This is a genomic window from Micromonospora sp. NPDC051925 (genome assembly GCF_044548625.1).
Taxonomy (GTDB): domain Bacteria; phylum Actinomycetota; class Actinomycetes; order Mycobacteriales; family Micromonosporaceae; genus Micromonospora.
On sequence record NZ_JBIUCH010000002.1, the window covers coordinates 85,395 to 103,284 of the forward strand.

The 17,890-nt window shown below is 70.4% G+C and carries 19 protein-coding genes; 11 read left to right on the top strand and 8 right to left on the bottom strand.

Going from position 1 to position 17,890, the window contains the following annotated elements; translation table 11 throughout:
* Positions 1 to 14 precede the first annotated feature (14 nt).
* The 6 genes from ACIG87_RS03320 to ACIG87_RS03345 are packed head-to-tail and all read right to left on the bottom strand — an operon-like array spanning position 15 to position 5,150.
* Positions 15 to 1,202, bottom strand: coding sequence for a thiolase family protein (locus tag ACIG87_RS03320; RefSeq protein ID WP_396847729.1), 1,188 nt, complete (start codon positions 1,200 to 1,202; stop codon positions 15 to 17).
* Positions 1,193 to 2,728 (bottom strand): class I adenylate-forming enzyme family protein, encoded by a 1,536-nt coding sequence (locus tag ACIG87_RS03325; protein ID WP_396847730.1) that lies wholly within the window; start codon positions 2,726 to 2,728, stop codon positions 1,193 to 1,195. Before ACIG87_RS03325 ends, ACIG87_RS03320 begins: the two co-directional genes overlap by 10 nt.
* Positions 2,729 to 2,730: 2 nt before the next feature.
* Positions 2,731 to 3,309 (bottom strand): biotin transporter BioY, encoded by a 579-nt coding sequence (locus tag ACIG87_RS03330; RefSeq protein ID WP_396847732.1) that lies wholly within the window; start codon positions 3,307 to 3,309, stop codon positions 2,731 to 2,733.
* A gap of 23 nt (positions 3,310 to 3,332) precedes the next feature.
* Positions 3,333 to 3,983: an energy-coupling factor transporter transmembrane component T family protein gene (locus tag ACIG87_RS03335; RefSeq protein ID WP_396847734.1), complete on the bottom strand. Its 651-nt coding sequence runs from the start codon at positions 3,981 to 3,983 to the stop codon at positions 3,333 to 3,335.
* Positions 3,980 to 4,609: an energy-coupling factor ABC transporter ATP-binding protein gene (locus tag ACIG87_RS03340; protein WP_396847735.1), complete on the bottom strand. Its 630-nt coding sequence runs from the start codon at positions 4,607 to 4,609 to the stop codon at positions 3,980 to 3,982. Before ACIG87_RS03340 ends, ACIG87_RS03335 begins: the two co-directional genes overlap by 4 nt.
* A 52-nt stretch (positions 4,610 to 4,661) precedes the next feature.
* Positions 4,662 to 5,150: an acyl-CoA thioesterase gene (locus ACIG87_RS03345; protein ID WP_396847737.1), complete on the bottom strand. Its 489-nt coding sequence runs from the start codon at positions 5,148 to 5,150 to the stop codon at positions 4,662 to 4,664.
* Here ACIG87_RS03345 and ACIG87_RS03350 point away from each other — a divergent pair.
* The 11 genes from ACIG87_RS03350 (at position 5,138) to ACIG87_RS03400 (ending at position 16,840) form a co-directional block, all read left to right on the top strand.
* Entirely contained in the window at positions 5,138 to 5,719 is a 582-nt protein-coding gene (locus tag ACIG87_RS03350) for a DUF418 domain-containing protein (RefSeq protein WP_396847739.1), read from the top strand. The genes ACIG87_RS03345 and ACIG87_RS03350 overlap by 13 nt on opposite strands.
* Before the next feature lie 232 nt (positions 5,720 to 5,951).
* Entirely contained in the window at positions 5,952 to 7,166 is a 1,215-nt protein-coding gene (locus ACIG87_RS03355; RefSeq protein WP_396847740.1) for a dipeptidase, read from the top strand.
* On the top strand, positions 7,163 to 8,803 hold the full coding sequence (locus ACIG87_RS03360) for an ABC transporter substrate-binding protein (RefSeq protein ID WP_396847742.1): 1,641 nt from the start codon (positions 7,163 to 7,165) through the stop codon (positions 8,801 to 8,803). The genes ACIG87_RS03355 and ACIG87_RS03360 overlap by 4 nt, the downstream gene beginning before the upstream one ends.
* Positions 8,804 to 8,835: 32 nt before the next feature.
* A complete protein-coding gene (locus tag ACIG87_RS03365) occupies positions 8,836 to 9,789 on the top strand; it encodes an ABC transporter permease (protein WP_328345372.1) in 954 nt (317 codons plus the stop codon).
* 55 nt (positions 9,790 to 9,844) lie between these two features.
* Positions 9,845 to 10,723, top strand: a complete 879-nt coding sequence (locus ACIG87_RS03370) for an ABC transporter permease (RefSeq protein ID WP_396847744.1) — start codon at positions 9,845 to 9,847, stop codon at positions 10,721 to 10,723.
* A 5-nt stretch (positions 10,724 to 10,728) separates the two neighbouring features.
* Positions 10,729 to 11,904 carry a M24 family metallopeptidase gene (locus ACIG87_RS03375; protein WP_396847746.1) on the top strand — a complete coding sequence of 392 codons (1,176 nt, stop codon included), beginning with the start codon at positions 10,729 to 10,731 and terminating at the stop codon, positions 11,902 to 11,904.
* Positions 11,901 to 12,734, top strand: a complete 834-nt coding sequence (locus ACIG87_RS03380; protein WP_396847747.1) for an alpha/beta fold hydrolase — start codon at positions 11,901 to 11,903, stop codon at positions 12,732 to 12,734. The genes ACIG87_RS03375 and ACIG87_RS03380 overlap by 4 nt, the downstream gene beginning before the upstream one ends.
* A complete protein-coding gene (locus ACIG87_RS03385) occupies positions 12,734 to 13,720 on the top strand; it encodes an ABC transporter ATP-binding protein (RefSeq protein ID WP_396847748.1) in 987 nt (328 codons plus the stop codon). The genes ACIG87_RS03380 and ACIG87_RS03385 overlap by 1 nt, the downstream gene beginning before the upstream one ends.
* Positions 13,704 to 14,744, top strand: a complete 1,041-nt coding sequence (locus tag ACIG87_RS03390; protein WP_396847750.1) for an ABC transporter ATP-binding protein — start codon at positions 13,704 to 13,706, stop codon at positions 14,742 to 14,744. Before ACIG87_RS03385 ends, ACIG87_RS03390 begins: the two co-directional genes overlap by 17 nt.
* Before the next feature lie 39 nt (positions 14,745 to 14,783).
* Positions 14,784 to 15,986 carry a dipeptidase gene (locus ACIG87_RS03395; protein ID WP_396847751.1) on the top strand — a complete coding sequence of 401 codons (1,203 nt, stop codon included), beginning with the start codon at positions 14,784 to 14,786 and terminating at the stop codon, positions 15,984 to 15,986.
* Positions 15,987 to 16,111: 125 nt separating this feature from the next.
* The gene (locus ACIG87_RS03400; protein WP_396847753.1) at positions 16,112 to 16,840 is read left to right on the top strand and encodes a GntR family transcriptional regulator; all 729 of its coding nucleotides are present in this window, start codon (positions 16,112 to 16,114) and stop codon (positions 16,838 to 16,840) included.
* A gap of 207 nt (positions 16,841 to 17,047) precedes the next feature.
* Here ACIG87_RS03400 and ACIG87_RS03405 read toward each other — a convergent pair whose 3' ends face one another.
* Positions 17,048 to 17,554, bottom strand: a complete 507-nt coding sequence (locus ACIG87_RS03405) for a hypothetical protein (RefSeq protein ID WP_396847754.1) — start codon at positions 17,552 to 17,554, stop codon at positions 17,048 to 17,050.
* A gap of 25 nt (positions 17,555 to 17,579) precedes the next feature.
* Positions 17,580 to 17,741, bottom strand: coding sequence for a hypothetical protein (locus tag ACIG87_RS03410; RefSeq protein ID WP_396847756.1), 162 nt, complete (start codon positions 17,739 to 17,741; stop codon positions 17,580 to 17,582).
* Positions 17,742 to 17,890: the final 149 nt, after the last annotated feature.

Here is a 17,890-nt window from a genome sequence, read left to right on the forward strand (position 1 = left end):
ATCTCGAGCAGCGGTCAGCCGGGACCGGTCAGCCGGACCGCCCGGTAGAGGGTGGCGGCTCCCACCCCGCCCGCGGCGGCCATGAGCGCGAGTCCGAGCCGCCCGGCACGGGGGTTCCCGGTGCGGACGAGCTGGGTGAAGATGCGGGTGGTGAGAATCGCCCCGCTGGCTCCGTAGGGGTGACCGATCGCGATCGCGCCGCCGTCGCGGTTCACCCGGGCCGGATCCACCCTGAGCTGGTCGAGACAGGCGAGCGTCTGGGCGGCGAACGCCTCGTTGAACTCGATGACGTCGATGTCCGCCAGACTCAGCCCGGGGTGTCGTCCCAGCAGGTTCGCGCAGGCCGGAACGGCCGCGAGCCCAAGTTCGACCGGGTCCACGGCACCGACGCCGCTGTCGACGAAGGCGAGCGCGTGCTCGTGACCGAGGGTCCGGGCGACGTCGGCCGAGGTGACGACGACCGTGCTCGCACCGTCGTTCAGCGGGCAGCAGTTGCCGGGGGTGACCGTGCCGCCGGGCACGAACGCCGGCTTCAGCCGGGCCAGCCGTTCGGCGGTCATTCCCGGCCGGGGGCACTCGTCGACGGAGACCTCGGCCGCCACGCCGGCCAGGGGCGCGATCTCCGCGGCGAAGATGCCGCGCTCCTGGGCCCGGATCGCCCGGCGGTGGCTCTCGGCGGCGAACCGGTCCTGCCGCTCGCGGCTCACGTGGTACCGCTGCGCGAGGGTCTCGGCCGCGACGCCCATCTCCGGGTCGTCCATGCCCTCGGGCGTGAACCGGGCCCGGGTGTAGAGGCGTGGCACCTCGAGCCGGCTGCGGGGGCGGCTCTGCCGCCAGGGCGCGGTGCTGACGCTCTCCACGCCGCCCGCGACGACGACCCGGGCGGCGCCGGTCTGGACCAGGCGGGCCGCGAAGTTGACGGCCTCGAGGGCGGAGGAGCACTGCTGGTCGATCGAGGTGGCGGGGACCGTGCTGGGCAGGCCGGCGGCCAGCGCGCCCACCCGTGCGACGTTGCCGCCCGGACCTGCCGCGTTGCCGATGATGACGTGCTCGACCTGGTGCGGTTCGAGCCGCGCGTCCCGCAGGGCGGCCCGGATGACGGCGGAGAGCAGCCGCTCCGCCGGGACGCCGTCGAACGCGCCGCCGGCCCGCCCGACAGGGGTGCGGCGGGCCGCGATCAGCACCGCTTCGGTCAGTTCCACGGCAGCTCCCGTATGTCCGGGGTGGCGGCGAGGTAGGCGGCTCTCAGCGCCTCCTTGTCGACCTTGCCACTGTTGGTCATCGGCCACCGCGGGACCGCCACGAGCGCACGGGGCAGTTTGTACCTCGGGAGGCGGGCGGCGAGGTGCGCACGCAGATCCGCGACATCGATCGTGGCCGCGTCGGCCGCCGACACGACCGCGACGAGCTTCGTGCCGCGCTGCGGGTCGTCGACGGCGATGACGTACGCGTCCGTGATCCGGCCGAACGACCGGAGCGCCGCTTCGACCTCGGAGGGGTAGATGTTGTTGCCGCCGACGATCACCATGTCGCCCTCGCGGCCCAGGATGTGCAACCGCCCGCCGTCGAGGTGACCGTAGTCGCCGACGGTGCACCACTGCCCGGCGCGCCGGAAGCCGGACTGTTCCTCGGTGAGGTATCCGTCGCTGACCAGCGGGCTCCGCACGTACACGAGGCCCGACCGTCCGTCCGGCAGGGCGACGCCGGATGCGTCGCGCACCTGCACCTCGACGCTGGGGAAGGGCGTGCCGACGTCGGTGACGTCCGAGGTGGCCGTGCTGCCGACGCTCGCCGCCGTGGACCTGCTCACCGAGACGAAGCTCAGCTCGGAGGCCCCGTAGTACTCCAGGAAGGTGCCTTCCGGCGCGACCTCGAAGAGCCGGGCCAGGACCGCCGGTGGCATCTTCGCGCCGCTGGAGACGAAGGTACGGACCGTGCGCAGCGCGTCCGCCGCCGGGGGCGTGTCGAGGAGGCGCTGGTACATCGTCGGAACGCCGACGAACCGGGTGGGTGGGTCGCCGTCCGCCGCAGCCGCGACCCCGCGCGTGTCGAACCGGGGGAGCGCGACGAAGGTGCCGCCGGTGAAGAGCGACTCGACGAGCGCGTAGAGGCTGAGCCCGTGGGCGAGTGGACCGGGAGCGAGCGTCACCGAGTGCTCGTCCGCCGCGAACACCGCCTCGCTGTGCTGGAGGCTGCCCAGCCAGGACCGGCGGGTCCGGACGAACGCCTTGGGCCGGCTCGTGGTACCCGACGTGAACCCGATGAGGAACCGGCTCGCCGGGTCGGATTCCGCCCAGCCGGGGCCGGGTGGGTCCGTCGCGTCGGCCTGCGGTTCCAGCCGGGTCGTACGCCCGCTCCTGGCGATGCCGCGCCGGGCGACCTCCGGGTCGTCGGTGATCAGCGCGTCGGGGCGCAGCAGGGCGATCGCGGCCTCCGACTGCGCGGGCGGCCACGCCGGATCCAGCACCGCCACCACGGCCCCGGCGACGGTCGTGGCGACGAACGCGCGCACGAACGCCGCCGAGTTGGGCAGGCTGATGGCCACGAGCGGCTGGGTCCACCGCTGCCCGAACCGGGTGGTCGCCGTTCGCCGCTCCCGGATGGTGCGCGCGAGGCCCGTCGCGGAGGAGAACAACTCCGCGTACGTCATCCGGTCGTCGTCCAGGGCGAAGGCGAGGTGATCCGGCCGGGCGGCCGCCCACCGCGCGAGGCGGTTGTCGAGCGGCATGGTCAGGCGTCGAGCAGCCGGCTGTAGCTCCCGTGGATCCTGACGGCGACGAGGGTGGCCACGGTCGCCTTGAGCAGATCACCCGGCAGGAACACCAGCGAGCCGCTGAGCGAGGTGCCGAGCGACAGCCCCGCCGAGAGGCTGGTCCACGGAATGCCGAAGGCGTAGACGACCCCGATGCCACCGACGATCGTGCTGGCACCCACGCAGAGATGGCGCAGGACGATGTTCTCCCGCTTGATCGCCCAGCGCTGCACGAGCAGCCCGACCACGAACGCGCCGAAGATGAACCCGACGAGGTAGCCACCGGTGGGACCGAGGAACACCCCGAACCCGCCCCGCCCGCCCGCGAGGATCGGCAGCCCGGCCACCGCCAGGACGACGAAGACCAGGGCGGACAGCATGCCGCGCCAGGCACCGAGGAGGGCGCCGGCGAGCATCACCCCGAGGGTCTGCAGCGTGATCGGTACGGGGAGGACGCCGACCGTGATCGGTGGCACGATGCCGAGCGCGGCGATGATCGCCGCGAACACGGCGACGAGAACGGTGTTCTGCGTGCTGGCGGACCGGGTCGCGGCCATGGGTCTCCTTCGGGGTGGCTGGATCATCGGACAGAGGGCTGGCGGTCCAGCGGCTCGGTGTCGTAGCAGCGCGCGTCGATGGCCGCGGCGGTCTCCTGCGCCGCCTCGAGTGCGCGTACGACGAGCGGCACGACCACCGCCACGGGATTGTTCTGCAGTCCGCGCGCGAACTGCGCCTCCCGGACCTCGAGGTACTTCGTCCGGATCTCCGGGATGAACCGCACGGCCATCGACAGCGCGAGGCTCATCTGCTCCGGGTTCAGACCGATCCGCCTGGTCGGCCGGAGAAACGCCTCGAACAGGGCGAGCATCTCACTGAACCGGGTCGTGAGGCTGACCGCGTACGCGAACAGGCACAGCGTCAGCAGCCGCAGGCACACGGTGGTGGCCGCCGCCCAGGAGGTCTGCACGACGGTGGTGACGAAGACGAACCCGACGATGATCAGCAGCCCGGACATCGTCTTGAGCAAACGGAGCGCCGGAACCCGGGTGAGCGCTGCCGCGAGTACCGCGACGACGAAGACGACGACCTGCACGACGACATCGGAGATCAGGTACACGCCGATGCCCGCCAGGAAGAGGAACACGAACTTGTACCCCGGCGGGATCGCGGCGAGGACGCCGCGTGACGGGCCGCTGTCGGTGACGCGCAGTGCGTCGGGTCGATCGGTCACCCGCACAGCTCCTGGTAGAACGCGATTGCGTCGGCGGGGACGCCGTCGAAGGCGATGGTGCCGTTGTCGATGACGATCGTGCGCTCGTAGTCCGCCGTCATGTCCAGATCGTGGGTGACGACGATCGCCCGCTGGTCGAGCCGGTCGATCTGCTGCTGCAACCGGCGTCGGTTCCGCAGGTCGAGCATCGTCGTCGGCTCGTCGAAGACGATCGTCGACGGATCCATGACCAGCACCGACGCGAGCGCGATCAGCTGCTTCTCGCCGCCGCTGAGCGTGTACGACTCACGGTGGCGCAGGTGCGCCACGCCGAGCCGCGCGAGGATCTCGTCGACGCGTTCGCCCAGCTCGGCACCGCGCAGCCCGAGGTTCTTCAGGCCGAACGCGATGTCGTCGGCGACGAGCGGCATGACGATCTGGTTCTCCGGGTTCTGGAAGACGAACCCGACCTGTCGGCGGATGCGTTTCGCGTCGCGCGTCGTCACGAGGTCGCCGACACGCACCTCGCCCGCCGTCGGCAGCACCAGGGCGTTGAGCAGCCGGACAAGCGTGCTCTTGCCCGACCCGTTCAGTCCGATGATCGCTATGCGCTGTTCGTTCAGCTCAAGGCTGATGTCGCGCAGCACGTCGTTGCCGGCACGCGTGACGGTGACGTGGTCGAGGTGGATCGTGGGGGGGTCAACGATTCGTGGTAGCAACGGCGCTCTTCAACTGTTCGGCGAGGTCCGGTGGAATGCGGACCGGCGACTCCGACGCGAGATTGACGCGTACCCACATGACGGTGGCCGACGCGGTCAGTTCCCGGTGCTGCCGGATCCGGTGGATGTCGACGGCGAAGGTGACGCTCGCGACGCCGACGTCGACCGAGCGCAGGGTGCACGCGTACCAGTCGCGGTAGCGCAGCGGCGCGATGTGCTCGACGGCTGTCCTCTTCACGAGGAAGGCGTTCTCGGCCGCAGCGGGGTCGTACGCGAGGTCTGTCCCCGCCGCGAGCAGGGCGTCGTCGATCGCGGCCTCCGCGAGCGTCAGTAGGCGTGCGTTGTGCAAGTTCCCATGCATGTCCACGTCTGCGAACTGCACCCGTCCGGTCGGGCCCGTCGACCCGTCGGAAGCACCCCGACCCGCGTTCACCGCGTCTCGAATGACAGATCGGTGTGCAGCCGGCACCCCAGCACCTGCCGCAACAGGGCCTCCTCCCCGGTGGCCTTGACTTTCACGGGCGCTGCGGACGCGTAGGCCCGTTCGATATTACCGAGTGCGCCGCGGAGGCGGTCACCGGGTGGCTGGGGATCGGCCACCCGATCCGGACGATCGGGGCCTCGCGCAGCGCCGTCGGCTCGATCCGGACACCGGTCGGTGTGGGAAGGCCGGCGAGCGGCACCTACCGGCCGCTGAAGGTGTCACCCGCCCACGACATCGACGTCGGGCTGGCCGCCAGAAATCCGTCCGAGAGGGTGTCGATCCTGCCGTTCCCGTGCCGTTCGTCGCCCGCCGGGACCACGCGGTGGGAGCAAGCCGTCTTCTTCACGGGGGTGGGACTGCGACTCGCGGGAACCGTCGGACCGCCGGCCGTGCTGCTCATCGCGATCGGAATCTACGCGGCGCAGGTCGTCGCCAGCGCGGCCTGGCTGACCCGCTTCCCGTCCGGCCCGGTCGAGTGGCTGCTGAGAAGGTGGACCGTCGACGCCGGCGGCGCGAGGTCGAACGACTCGCGCCGGAGCAACACCCACGGCTGACCGGCGGGCCACCGCGAAGAGCAGGGCAACCCGGACCGGGCACGCCCGCCGACGGCGGGCTCCGCGAGGCGGGCAGTGCCACGCTGAGCTGCGGCTTTGTTGCCGGTTGGTTAATTAGGGGCGGCCGGGTAACGGTCGGATAACGAACTCTTCCCAAGGTGTTTGTCGCTCACATAACCTCCCGGGAGGCAGGAGGTCAGACCTCCATCCTCATGCCTCTAGCCATGGCGAGGTGAGTACGCAGGTGCAGGAAGTTGCCCCCCGCTACGACGGGTACCGGTCTTTCGACTATCTGGAGCCAGTGGTCGACTACAAGGTGTTCGACCTGGCGCCCCAGCTGGGCCGGGTGCCGGCACACGATCTCGGCCTGACCGACGACCAGCGCGACCGGGTCGCCCGGCTGCTGCGCGAGCAGATCGCCATCTCGCTGCACGAACACCCGAAGATCCTGCCGGCGGACGTCTCGCAGCTGCGCGACTACAACCGCACCGGCCGCAACGCCTTCGGCTTCGAGGGCCTGGCCCGATCCGGCATGACCGCGGTCTTCGACAACTTCATGAACGGCACCGGCTGCGTGACCAGCGAGCACGCCTGGAAGTGGGACGACGTCATCTACGACATCGGCCTGCGCTTCGCCGACCTCGCCAAGCAGGACCACGTGGTGTTGGCCACCACGCTGGAGCAGATCCTCGCCGCCAAGCGCAACGGCCAGATCGCCCTGGTGGCCGGCCTCGAGGCGGCCACGATGATCGAGAATGAGCTGGACCGGATCGACATCCTCTACGGCTTCGGCGTCCGGCAGATGGGCATCGCGTACAGCCAGGCGAACATGCTCGGCTCCGGGCTTTCGGAGCGGGTCGATGGTGGGTTGACGCATTTTGGGCGTCGGGCGGTGGACCGGATGAACAAGTTGGGGATTGCGATCGACGTGTCGCATTCGGGTGACCGGACGTCGTTGGAGGTCGTCGAGGCGAGTCGGGTGCCGGTGTTCATCACCCATGCCGGGGCGCGGGCGGTGTGGGACACGCCGCGGATGAAGTCGGACGAGGTGATCCGGGCGTGTGCGGAGCGGGGTGGGGTGATCGGTATCGAGGCTGCGCCGCACACCACGTTGTCGGCGGCGCATCCGCATCACTCGATCGAGTCGGTGATGGACCACTTCACCTACTGCGTCGACCTGGTCGGCATCGACCACGTCGCGTTCGGCCCGGACACCAACTTCGGTGACCACGTCGGGCTGCACGACAGTTTCACCCAGCACCTGGCGATCGGGCAGGCCCACGGCGCGGTGGACCACCCCCGGGTGCCGTACGTCTCCGGCATGGAGAACCCGGCCGAGTGTTTCAGCAACATCGTCGGCTGGCTGGTCTCGCACGACTACTCCGATGACGAGATCTCCAAGGTCATCGGCGGCAACATCATTCGCGTTCTTCGGGAGGTCTGGTGACCACGTCCAACAACCGCCGTCCCGGTCGCTGGCGGTTCGCCGCCGCGATCGGCACGGCCGCCGCGCTGGTGCTCTCCGGCTGTGGCCTCAACGAGTCCGACGACGACTCCTCCGGTGGCAAGGCCGGCGGCAGCACGGTGCTGCGGATCGGCACCACCACCGACGTCTCCAACTTCAACCCGCTCCAGTCGTTGAGCAAGACCGACTCCTGGATCCTCAACGCGATGTACCCGCACCTGCTGCGGATCGACGAGAACGCCAAGAAGGCGCCGGAGCTGGCGAAGGACTACAGCTACGAGGACGGCGGCAAGACCGCCGTGTTCCACCTGCGCGACGACTTCACCTGGAGCGACGGCAAGCCGGTCGTGGCCGAGGACGTCAAGTTCAGCGCCGAGCAGATCATGAAGTACAAGCTGGGCAACGTCGCCGCCAAGCTGACCTGGGTCACCTCGGTCGAGGCGCCGGACGCCACGACGGTGAAGTTCAAGCTCTCCCAGCCGTACGCGCCGTTCGCCGAGGGCGTCGGCTTCTGGATGTCGATCGTGCCCAAGCACGTCTTCGAGAAAGCCGGCGACCTGTCGAAGTTCGCCAACGACGCCGACTGGGTCGGTGCCGGACCGTTCGTGCTCGACAGCGCCACCAAGGGCCAGCGCTACGTGATGAAGCGCAACGAGAAGTACCCGCTGGCGCCGGGGGGCAAGGCCGCGGTGAGTCAGGTCGAGTACCGGATCTACCCGGACGTCAACACGATGATGCTGGCGCTGCGCAACGGCGACATCGACCTGATGGGCACCCCCGTGCCGGCCTCGGCGGCGAAGACCTTCGAGAACGACGACAAGATCAAGTTGCAGAAGGTCGGCGCGCTCGGCTTCGCCCACCTGACGTACAACATGAACAACAAGGACCTGGCGAAGCAGGAGGTCCGGCAGGCGCTGTCGATGGCGGTCGACACCAAGGCGATCATCGCCTCGGTGCTGCAGGGTGACGCCCAGCAGATGGCCGGCCCGATCTCGCCGATCTTCGCCGACTACGACAACCCTGAGGTCCAGCCGTACCCGTTCGACCCGGCCGGGGCGAAGGCGAAGCTGGCCTCGGCCGGCTACCGCGACGGTGACGGCGACGGTCTGTTCGACAACCTCACCCTCGGTGTGGCCTGCGACCAGTCCAACGCCAACCTGACCCGGGTGGTGCAGCTGTTCCGGGAGAGCGCGGCCAAGGCCGGGATCAAGCTGGAGAACGAGTGCGTGGAGCGGAACACGTTCCTGTCCCGCACGAAGAACGGCGAGTACGACATCGACGCCTCGCAGTGGGGTGTCTTCGACAACCCGATGGACCAGCTGCGCAGCACCTACCTCTCCAGCAACCCGGGCGGGATCAACTACAACCTGCTCAAGTCCCCGGAGATGGACGGACTGATCAACGACGCGGCGGCCACCACCGACAAGGACGCCTTCGCCGAGAAGATCAAGAACATCGACAAGGTGGTGCACGAGCAGGCGTACCTGACTCCGCTCTACGTGGAGAACTTCCAGTTCGCCTACAACGCCAGCAAGTTCACCGGCTTCGTCGCCTCGCCGTCGGACCTGCTCGGCATGGTCACCGCCTACTCGCTGGCCCAGGTCAAGCCGGCCAGCTGACCGGCTGACGACGCAGAAGGGAGGGGTCCCCCGTGGCACGCTTCGTGCTCAGCCGGGCGGTGAAGGCCGTCCTGACCATCTGGATCGCGATCACCGCGACGTTCTTCCTGCTCCGGCTGCTGCCGGGGGACCCCACGACCCTCATGGTCGAGGGGGACATGACCCCGGAGATGCAGGCCGCCCTGCTCAAGACGTACGGCCTGGACCGGCCGCTCTGGGAGCAGTACGTGTCGTACCTGCGCGAACTGACGCAGGGCAACTTCGGCATCTCGTTCCGGCAGATCCAGCCGGTCACCGACATCCTGGTCGAGCGGTTGCCCTGGACGCTGCTGCTGGCCGGTACGGCGTTCGTGGTCACCATCGCGGTCGGCATCCCGATCGGGGTGTACGCGGCGGTGCACCGGGGCCGCTGGCCGGACAAGGTGCTCCAGGTGCTCGGCATCGGCGGGCACGCGCTCTTCGTGCCCAGCGTGGCGATGCTGCTGCTGGTCTACCTGGGTGCCCGGCTCGGCTGGTTCCCGATCGGCGGGGCGATCGACCCGGACACCCGGGGCGCGGCGGCCTACGCCAGCCTCGCCCACCATCTGGTGCTTCCGGTGCTCTCGCTGGTGCTGGTGCAGCTCGGTCCGTACGCGTTGACCCTGCGTACCAACATGATCGAGGTGCTCGGTGAGGACTACATCCGGGCTGCCCGCGCCCGGGGCCTCGCCACCCGTCGCCGGGTGTGGAAGCACGGCCTGCGCAACGCGATCCTGCCGGCGCTGACCCTGATGGGGCTGCAACTCGGCACCCTGGTCGGCGGCGCCGTGCTCACCGAGACCGTCTTCGCCTACCCCGGCGTCGGCCGCCTGATCTTCGAGGCGGTCGGGCAACGCGACTATCCCGTGCTGCAAGGAGCGTTCATCATGCTCGCCGTCACCGTCGTGATCGCCAACTCGCTGACCGACCTGCTCTACGCCGTCCTCAACCCCAGGATCCGGCTGTGAGCGCGAGGAGTGCAGCGCAGCGGAGCCCCGCAGTCGCGAGTGAAAGGCAAACCCCGTGAGCGCGCCGGTGTTGACCGAGCAGACCGTGGCGGTCCAGGAGGTCGGCGTCCGGCCGGCCTGGCGCAGCTACCTGCGCCAACCCTCCGCCCTGGTCGCGGTGGCCGTCCTGGTGGTGATGGTGGTGCTCGCGGTCGCCGCGCCGCTGATCGCCGACGAACCCGGCGGCACCAGCGCCGACGTGCTCCAGTCCCCGTCGGGACGGCACTGGTTCGGCACCGACGACCTCGGGCAGGACATCTTCGCCCAGGTGGTCTGGGGCACCCGGACCAGCCTGATGATCGGGGTGGCGGCCTCGTTGATCGCGCTGGTGCTCGGCACCGCGATCGGCCTGGTCTCGGCGTACTTCCGGCCGGTCGACGCGGTCGGCACGGTGATCACCGACGTGATGTTGGCGCTGCCCACCCTGCCGCTGATGATCATGCTGGCAGCGGTGGTGAACCCGAGTGTCTGGACGCTGACCGTCATCATCGGCGTCTTCGCCTGGCCCGAGGTGGCCCGCCTGATCCGCTCCCAGGGGCTGGTGGTGACGGCGATGCCCTACATCGACGGCGCCCGGGTGCTCGGCGCCACCGGTTGGCGGATCGTCACCCGGGAGATCATGCCGGCGGTCGTCCCGCTGATGGTGGTCAGCGTGCTGCTCACCGCCTCCCGGGCGGTCATCTCCGAGGCCGGGCTGAGCTTCCTCGGTCTCGGCGACCCGGACGCCTGGTCGTGGGGGCGGATCCTGCTCAACGCCCAGCGCAGCGGGGTGGTGGCGATCGCCTGGTGGCAGACGCTCTTCCCGTCGCTGGCGATCCTCGCCCTGGTCCTCGCAGCCACGGTCGCCGGCATGCGCTTCAACGACAACCGCGATCCCCGCCGGAACGGAGGCTGACCACGATGCGGCTGCCCGACAGCTTCTACGCCACGGTCCGGACCCGACTCAGCGCCGCGCTCGCCGAGCGCGACCTGGACGGCTTCCTGGCCACCGCACCCGCCGACGTCGCCTTCCTGGTCGGTTTCTTCTACATCGCCACCGAGCGGCCGGTCTATCTCTGGATGCCGCGCGAGGGCGATCCGCTGCTGGTCATCCCGCGCCTCGACGAGGAGTACGCGGCCCAGCAGGAGGTGACCGTCGACACGGTCAGCTACTTCGAGTACCCGGGGGTGGTCAGCGCCGAGGAGACCCTCGCCACCGCCCTCTCCGGCCGCCGGGCCCGACGGATCGGGATCAGCGCCGGTCTCTCGGTCGGTGCGGTGGACAAGCTGAACCGGGCCGTCACCGGGGTCAGCCTGGTCCCCACCGACGCGGTGGCGAACCTGCGGCTGACCAAGTTCGCCGAGGAGATCCCGCTGCACGAGGCGGCGGCCCGGATCTGCGACGACATGCTCGCCGCCGGTCGGGAGCTGATCGCCGACGCGCTGGCGCGTGGCACGGAGCTGCCCCGCGAGGACGAGTTGGCCCGGCATGTGATCGGGTACGGCACCGACCGGATGTACGCCGACTACGAGCGGGTCGTCTACACCACCAAGGTGGCCGGCGGGCTGGTCTACGCCGGCCCCAACTCGGCGCTGCCGCACGGACTGCCGACCCGTCGGCGGATCCAGCCGGGGGACACCCTGATCCTGTCGCTGGGCGCGGCGGTGGCGAGCCGGTTCGTGGAGAGCGAGCGGACCTTCGTCGTCGGCGAGCCCACCACCGAGCAGCGCCGCTACTACGAGGCCGACCGGGAGGCCCAGCAGGTGGGCACCGAGGCGATGCTCGCCGGCCGGACCTGCGCCGAGGTCAACCGGACCTGCCTGGACGTGCTGCGCGGGCACGGGCTCGGCGAGTTCATCCGGCACCGGCAGGGGCACGGCATCGGCCTGCAGAACCACGAGGCGCCCTGGGTGGAGGACGGCGACCACACCGTGCTCGCCCCCGGGATGCTGCTCTCCAGCGAGCCGGGCGTCTACGTGCCCGGCCACGCCGGCTACCGGATCTCCGACACCGTCCTGGTCACCGAGTCCGGCCCGCGCCGGCTGACCAGCTATCCGCGCGACCTGGAAGCCAACGTCATCGAGGGGGTCCGATGAAGATCAATGGTGCGGAGCTGGTGGTCGAGGCGTTCGGCCCGACCGACGCCCCGGCGATGATCGTGCACCACGGCGCACCCGGGCTCGGCTCGCGGTCGGAGCCGAAGCGCTCCTTCGGGCCGTTCGCCGACCGGTTCCGGGTCATCGTCTTCGACGCGCGGGGCTCGGGGGAGTCCAGCGACGACGAGCCGTTCACCCACGAGCAGTGGGTGGCCGACGTCGACGCCATCCGGGAGCACTTCGGCTACGAGAAGATCGTGATGGCCGGTGGCTCGTACGGCGGTTTCATCGCCCTGGAGTACGCGGTCGCCCACCCCGACCGGGTCTCCGCGCTGGTCCTGCGGGACACCGCCGCCGACACCGGGCACGACCACCTGGCCGTGGAGCGGGCCCGCAGCACCGACCGGACGGTGATCCCACAGTGGGCGATCGACCGGATCGGCACCGGCCACTTCGAGAGCAACGAGCAGCTCCGCGACTACTGGCAGGCGATCCTGCCGCTCTACGACCACCAGCACGACCCGGCGAAGGACGCTGCCCGGCTGGCCGCCACCCGGTTCCACTACCGCACCCACAACGCGGCCTTCGGGCAGAACATGCCGCGCTACGACCTGAAGCCGAAGCTGCCGCAGATCACCTGTCCCACCCTGGTCACCGTCGGCCGGCACGACTGGCGTACGCCGGTGGCGGCCTCGCAGGTGATCGCCGACCTGATCCCGGACGCCCGGCTGGTGGTCTTCGAGCACTCCGGGCACTCGCCGCAGTTGGAGGAGGCGGAGCTGTTCCAGCGGGTGGTCCGCGACTTCCTCGACGAGGCGGGGGTCGGCTGATGGACCCGCTGCTACAGGTCACCGATCTGTGGGTGTCGTTCCCCGGGGCGAGCGGGCCGGTGCGCGCCGTCAACGGGGTGTCGCTGACCCTCCAAGCCGGCCGGACGCTGGCCATCCTCGGCGAGTCCGGTTCGGGCAAGAGCGTCACCGCCCAGGCGGTGATGGGCATCCTGGACTCGCCGCCGGCCCGGATCACCGGTGCGGTCACCCTGCGCGGCCGGGAGCTGCTCACCCTGACGCCGAAGCAGCGCGACCGGGTCAGCGGCGAGGAGATCGGCATGGTCTTCCAGGACTCGATGGCCGCGCTCAACCCGGTCTTCACCGTCGGTGACCAGCTCACCGAGCTGCTCCGGGTCCGCCGGGGGATGTCCCGCGCCGACGCCCGCCGCCGCGCGGTCGAACTGGTCGACCGGGTCCGCATCCCGGCGGCGAAGGACCGGCTGCGCGACTATCCGCACCAGTTCTCCGGCGGCATGCGGCAGCGGATCATGATCGCCCTGGCGATCGCGCTGGAGCCGGCGGTGCTGATCGCCGACGAGCCCACCACCGCCCTCGACGTCACCGTACAGGCCCAGGTGATGGAGCTGATCGCGGAGATCCAGCGGGACAGCGGAATGGCCCTGCTGCTGATCACCCACGACCTGGGGGTGGTCGCCGAGGTCGCCGACGACGTGGCGGTCATGTACGCCGGCCGGATCGTCGAGCGGGGCACCGTCGAGCAGATCTTCGACGGGCCGGCCCACCCGTACACCGAGGGGCTGCTCGCCTCGATGCCCCGGATCGACCGCCGCGACGAGCAGTTGTACGCCATCCCCGGGGCCCCGCCCAACCCGGCCCGGCTGCCCGGCGGCTGCCCGTTCCACCTGCGCTGCCCCCGGCTGACCGAGGAGTGCCGCATCGTGCTGCCCCCGCTGGAGCCGCTGCCCCGGGGCCGGGCCAGCGCCTGCCACCACCGTACGGAGGTGCTGCATGCCACCCAGCGATGACGTCGTGCTCCGGGTCGACGGCCTGGTCAAGCACTTCCCGCTCAAGGGGCGGGTGCCGCTGCGCCCCGGCGGCGTGGTGAAGGCCGTCGACGGGGTCTCGTTCGACCTGCGTAAGGGGGAGACCCTCGGGGTGGTCGGCGAGTCCGGCTGCGGCAAGAGCACGCTGGCCCGGATGCTGGTCGGTCTGGAGCGTCCCACCGCCGGTGAGGTGCGCTTCGGCGACGCGGTGGTGCACCGGGCCCGGGGTCGGGAACTGCGGGCGCTGCGCCGGCGGATCCAGATCGTGCTCCAGGACCCGTACACCTCGCTGAACCCGCGCCGCACCGTGCGCGACATCCTGTTGCAGCCCTTCGAGATCCACCCCGACGTGCTGCCGAAGGCCCGCCGGCTGGACCGGATCCGTGACCTGCTCGACCTGGTCGGGCTGGACGCGAGCCTGCACCTGGACCGCTACCCGCACCAGTTCTCCGGTGGGCAGCGGCAACGGATCGGCATCGCCCGAGCGCTCGCCCTGCAACCCGACGTGATCGTCTGCGACGAGCCGGTCTCCGCGCTCGACGTGTCGGTCCAGGCCCAGGTGGTCAACCTGCTGGAGCGGCTCCAGGAGGAACTGGGCGTGGCGTACGTCTTCATCGCCCACGACCTGTCGGTGGTGCGGCACATCTCCGACCGGGTGGCGGTGATGTACCTCGGCAAACTGGTCGAGACCGGCCCCGGCACACCTCTCTACGAGCAGCCCCGGCACCCCTACACCAAGGCGTTGCTGTCGGCGGTGCCGGTGCCGGAGCCGGCCCGCCGGGTCACCCGGCAGCGGATCCTGCTCGCCGGCGACCCACCCAGCCCGGTCAACCCGCCGTCCGGCTGCCGGTTCCGGACCCGCTGCTGGCAGGCGACCGAGACCTGCGCCACCACCGAGCCGCCCCTGATGGCTATCGGTTCCCGGCCGGCCGGCACCGCGCCACAGAGCCCATCACCGTCGGCTGCCGGGCACCCGGTCGCCTGCCACTACCCGCTGGCCGCCTAGCGCGCCGGTGGCGACGTACCGTCCACGAAGGAGAGAGCCGTGCTGCAAGAATCCGCGCCGAGGTACCGGGGCCACAAGTCCTACGGGTACCTGGAGCCGCACTCGGACTACCGGGTGTTCGACCTGGCGGCGGAGGTCGGCCGGGTGCCCGAGCACGACCTCGGCCTCACCGAAGCGCAGCGGCAGCGGGTCGCCCGGCTGCTGACCGAGCAGATCGCCATCTCGCTGCACGAGCACCCGGTGATCCTGCCCGAGGACGTCCGTGAGCTGCGCGCCTACAACCGGACCGCGCGGCAGCGCACCGGCTACGAGGGGCTGTCCCGTTCCGGGCTGACCGCGGTCTTCGACAACTTCATGGCCGGCGCGTCCTGCGTCACCAGCGAGAACGGCTGGAAGTGGAACGACCTGGTCTACGCGGTCGGGATGCGCCTCAGCGACCTCTACAAGCAGGACTTCGTGGTGCTGGCGACGTCGCTGGCCGACATCCACGCGGCCAAGCGGGACGGCCGGCTCGCCCTGGTCGCCGGCCTGGAGTGCAGCAGCCCGATCGAGAACGAGCTGGACCGGATCGACATCCTCTACGGCTTCGGCATCCGGCAGCTCGGCATCGCCTACAGCCAGGCGAACATGCTCGGTGGTGGTCTCTCGGAGCGGGTCGATGGTGGGTTGACGCATTTTGGGCGTCGGGCGGTGGACCGGATGAACAAGTTGGGGATTGCGATCGACGTGTCGCACTCCGGCGACCGGACGTCGTTGGAGGTCGTCGAGGCGAGTCGGGTGCCGGTCTTCATCACCCATGCCGGGGCGCGGGCGGTGTGGGACACGCCGCGGATGAAGTCGGACGAGGTGATCCGGGCGTGTGCGGAGCGGGGTGGGGTGATCGGTATCGAGGCCGCGCCGCACACCACCCTGTCGGCGGCGCATCCGCATCACTCGATCGAGTCGGTGATGGACCACTTCACCTACTGCGTCGACCTGGTCGGCATCGACCACGTCACGTTCGGCCCGGACACCATGTTCGGTGACCACGTGGGCGTGCACAACACCTATGCCGCGAACTACGCCCACGACGCCGGCAACCGCCCCGAACACCCCCGGGTGGAGTACGTGTCCGGGGTGGAGAACCCGGGCGAGGCGTTCGGCAACATCGTCGGCTGGCTGGTCTCGCACGACTACTCCGACGACGAGATCGCCAAGGTGATCGGCGGCAACACGATCCGGGTGCTCGAACAGGTCTGGTGAGTCGGTGGCCGCTGACGGCGACGTCGGCGGCTCCAGCGGCGTGGCCGGTCCCTGGGAGACGTGAGCGACAACTACTACACTCCGTACGCCGCAGCCTGCGGCGCGGAGCGAAGAGGTGATGGTGGATGGCGCGGCGCGAGACCGCACTCCAGGCCGCGCAGGGCCGGCTGATGGCGCTGATCGGCAGCGACTTCGGCCCCGGTGACAAGCTGCCCAACGAGCGGGAACTGGCCGACCTGCTGGAGGTCAGCCGCGCCACCGTCCGTGAGGTGCTCGGTCAGCTCGCCGCCGAGGGAGTGGTGAAACGGACCTGGGGCATCGGCACCTTCGTGCACGAGCCGGCCGGACGGGTGCCGGTCCCGCTCGGCGACGTCACCGCGCTGCGCGACCGGATCACCGCCTCCGGGCACCGGCCCGCGCTCACCGACGCCGGGGTCAGCCGGTCGACCTGCCCGGCCGACTGTGCCGAGGTGCTCGGGCTGGCCCCGGGTGATCCGGTGTGGCGGGTCGAGCGGCTCTTCGCCGTCGACGAGGTGCCGGCGGTCTGGATCCGGGACCACCTGCCGCTACACGTCGACGGGCTGGACCTGGACCCGTCCGGCCTGGTCAGCATCGATCTGGACATGTTCGAGTTCCTGGCCAGCGCGACCGGGATGCCGGTGCGCCGGGCCGAGATCGAGTTCGCCGCGGTGCTCGCCGACGAGGCCGCCACGGGGCGACTCGGCGTGCCTGCCGGGCACCCGCTGATCAGCGCCACCCAGATCGGCTACAACGCCAAGGGGGTGGCCCTCTTCCACGGCCACATCACCGTCCGCACCGATGTGTTGACCCTGCAGATCAGCCGGGGAGGCTGACCGGGCAGCCGGGCGGGGAGCTGTCCGGCTGACCGGGGGGTGTCGAAGGCGCGGGCCGCCGGCTGATCCGGTCCCGCGCCGTCACCCGGCGACCAGAACCTGCCCCGCGTCGCCGCGCACGGCCTCCACGCTCTCCCCATGACGCCGGCAACTGGCACCCAGCCCAGCCGCGATCGGCTCGGTAGCCTGGCCCTGAGGCAGCGGTGGTCAGCTACGTCCGGCGACCTCCACGAGGATCGCCGGGGCGAGGGCAGTGCCGTTCACGTCGAGTGGCACCACCGAGACTGTCCGGTCGTCGGCTGCGATCACCGAGGCGGGAACGAGGAACACCCCAGAGTGAACCTCCGCGCGGACCTGGGTCGGCGACCCGACCGCGACGGCCGTCGCGCCAACGGCGGGCAGCTCGCCGACCAGCGCATCGAGGACCTCGCTCACGCTGTACCGGTCTCTGCCACCCATCGCCCCGACGGTCGCCTGGTGCCGACCGGACAGCAGGCTCTCGACATACCAGCCGGACGACCCGGTCCAGAGTCGCAACGTGTGCTCGTCGTCGAGTGGGACCGTGTCGGCGAGGACGTAGCCGGCTGGTGGCCGCCAGTTCTGTTCAGGCGTGGCCGAACCCGGAACGATGCTGATGACGGCCGCGAGGGCGAGACCGACAGCCGAGAGCCCGATCAGGCTGCGGAGGGTCGAGCGGGATCTGGCAAGGTCCATGACACAACTCTCGCGGTAGTCGAGGTCAGCCGGAGCGTCGGATCCTGCGCATGAGCATCGCCCACACTCCGTATCCGGAACCGACGTCGCCGGTGATCGCGCCGGCAGCCGAGCCCATCTGCAGGGCATTGGCGCAGTCGGGGCAGACCTCTCGGCCGGTGACGGTCTCCTCGAACGGCGCACTCACGCGCCGACCGCAGTCAGGGCAATTCCTGCCGGACAGACCCATTCCTGCCTCCTCCAACAGCTACGCGTGATGGTACGAGCACCGCGCCAGCCGGGCCGCCCCTGCTGCGGTCGTCCACGGGAGATTCACTGGTGGGCGCGGTTTCGATG

Excerpts from the sequence above, each read along its gene's own strand:
- ACIG87_RS03330 (WP_396847732.1), bottom strand. The coding sequence starts at position 3,309 with ATGGCCGCGACCCGGTCCGCCAGCACGCAGAACACCGTTCTCGTCGCC.
- ACIG87_RS03390 (WP_396847750.1), top strand. The coding sequence starts at position 13,704 with ATGCCACCCAGCGATGACGTCGTGCTCCGGGTCGACGGCCTGGTCAAG.
- ACIG87_RS03380 (WP_396847747.1), top strand. The coding sequence starts at position 11,901 with ATGAAGATCAATGGTGCGGAGCTGGTGGTCGAGGCGTTCGGCCCGACC.
- ACIG87_RS03385 (WP_396847748.1), top strand. The coding sequence starts at position 12,734 with ATGGACCCGCTGCTACAGGTCACCGATCTGTGGGTGTCGTTCCCCGGG.
- ACIG87_RS03375 (WP_396847746.1), top strand. The coding sequence starts at position 10,729 with ATGCGGCTGCCCGACAGCTTCTACGCCACGGTCCGGACCCGACTCAGC.
- ACIG87_RS03400 (WP_396847753.1), top strand. The coding sequence starts at position 16,112 with ATGGCGCGGCGCGAGACCGCACTCCAGGCCGCGCAGGGCCGGCTGATG.
- ACIG87_RS03325 (WP_396847730.1), bottom strand. The coding sequence starts at position 2,728 with ATGCCGCTCGACAACCGCCTCGCGCGGTGGGCGGCCGCCCGGCCGGAT.
- ACIG87_RS03405 (WP_396847754.1), bottom strand. The coding sequence starts at position 17,554 with ATGGACCTTGCCAGATCCCGCTCGACCCTCCGCAGCCTGATCGGGCTC.